Below are 1,679 nucleotides of genomic sequence, written 5' to 3' on the forward strand. Positions count from 1 at the left end.
TGGGAGCTGCGGTGCGACGGGTCGACTTGCCAGCGATCGCGGACTTTCAGACAGCGATGATGTTGAGTCTGATGCCCTCATCGCTGCATTGGTATCTACACATCTCCCGATCCTGGTCTATAAAGGGACGGCATGGATATCAAATGACTGGGCTAGATGCCCGCCTGATAAAACGATACGACGAGTTAGTCATGGGACACAGTAATGGACTACCGGCTTTGGCGGCAGGGATGAAAGCCCTGCCCCGAACGGACAAGGCATTTGCACAGACACAGGCGCTTTGGAGGTTTCTGAGTAATGACCGGATCAAGCCTGTTGATCTGGTCAAACCGCTGCTAGCCCTGGCGCACGAGGGCTGCCGCGAGGGTTGCGATGATTACGCGCTGGTCATGCATGACTGGTCACGACTCAATTACATGCACCACCACAGCAAAGCTGACCGCTTGCAAATGACCCACCGGGGCGACATCGGTTACGAGCTGCAAAGCAGCCTGCTTGTGACGGATCGTGACGGTGCACCGATCTGCACCCCCGCGCAAAACCTGGCAACCAAGGACGGCGTGCTCAGTACCCGCGCCGAGCAAATGCTGGCTTCTGAAAAGCACTTGGATGAACTGACAGAGCGTATTGATTGGCTTGAGCAGCAAGAGTTTGCCAAGCCACTTGTCCATATCGTGGATCGAGAAGCCGACTCAGTAGCGCATATGAGGCGGTGGCAGGCCGAGGGCTGGAACTGGCTGTTACGCGTAAAAGCAGGCTCCACCGCCACTTATGAGGGCCAATCCCAGCCGTTGAGCAAGATTGGTAGCGGGCTTGTTTACACAGAAACTCGCAAAGTCCAATACAAAGGGAAACCGGCGACTCAATGGGTCGGGGAAGCGTCAGTCGTACTCACCCGTAAAGCGCAGCCGTTTCTCAAAGACAGGGCCGAGCGCAAGACGCTGCACAAGGCTGGAGAGCCCTTGCCGGCACGGCTGATCATTAGCCGAATCATGGGCGCAGACGGTAGTTTGCTGGCTGAATGGTATTTGCTGAGCAATCTTGAACAGCAGGTTGCAGGCGAGCAATTGGCTCTTTGGTATTACTGGCGTTGGCGCATCGAGTCCTACTTCAAGCTGCTCAAAGGCGGCGGGCATCAGTTGGAAAATTGGCAGCAAGAAAGCGGTGAAGCTGTGTTCAAACGGCTGCTGATTGCCAGTCAGGCTTGTGCGGTGAGTTGGCGAATCATGCGGGCGGAAGGTGAGTTTGCTGAACAAACACGGGACTTTCTGGTGCGCTTGTCTGGCCGCCAAATGAAGCGTTCACAGCCGGTTACTGCTTCAGCGGTGCTGGCGGGCTTATACATGCTTTTGGCCATGTGTGAGACGTTGGAGCAACACACCCCAGAGGAGCTGGCGGCTTTTGCTAAAGAAGCCATCGGCTGGATGGCCAGCCGAAGAACTTAGATGTGTAGATACCAATGCCCACAGGGGCCTGTGTAAAACACAGATCCACTGTGGGAGCTAGCTGCTAGCGATGCTCTGAGCGTTAAACACTCTCGGGCTTGTGCGCTACAAAACGCATCATCCACTCCGCCACCGTGGCGCCATGATGCTGATGCTCAAGGCTGGCCACGCCCTTCGAATAAACCTGTTCACCCAACGCTTCCTGACGCAGATCCAGCAGCGCCCGTGAGTAGT

1 protein-coding gene is annotated in these 1,679 nt (G+C 55.9%); it reads left to right on the plus strand.

What is annotated here, in order from left to right:
• The coding region (locus ACP693_RS17590; RefSeq protein ID WP_426050124.1) for a transposase at positions 1-1,445 on the plus strand (1,445 nt) is incomplete at its 5' end.
• Positions 1,446-1,679 lie beyond the last annotated feature (234 nt).

Source organism: Brevundimonas sp. TWP1-3, from assembly GCF_049896085.1.
GTDB lineage: Bacteria > Pseudomonadota > Alphaproteobacteria > Caulobacterales > Caulobacteraceae > Brevundimonas.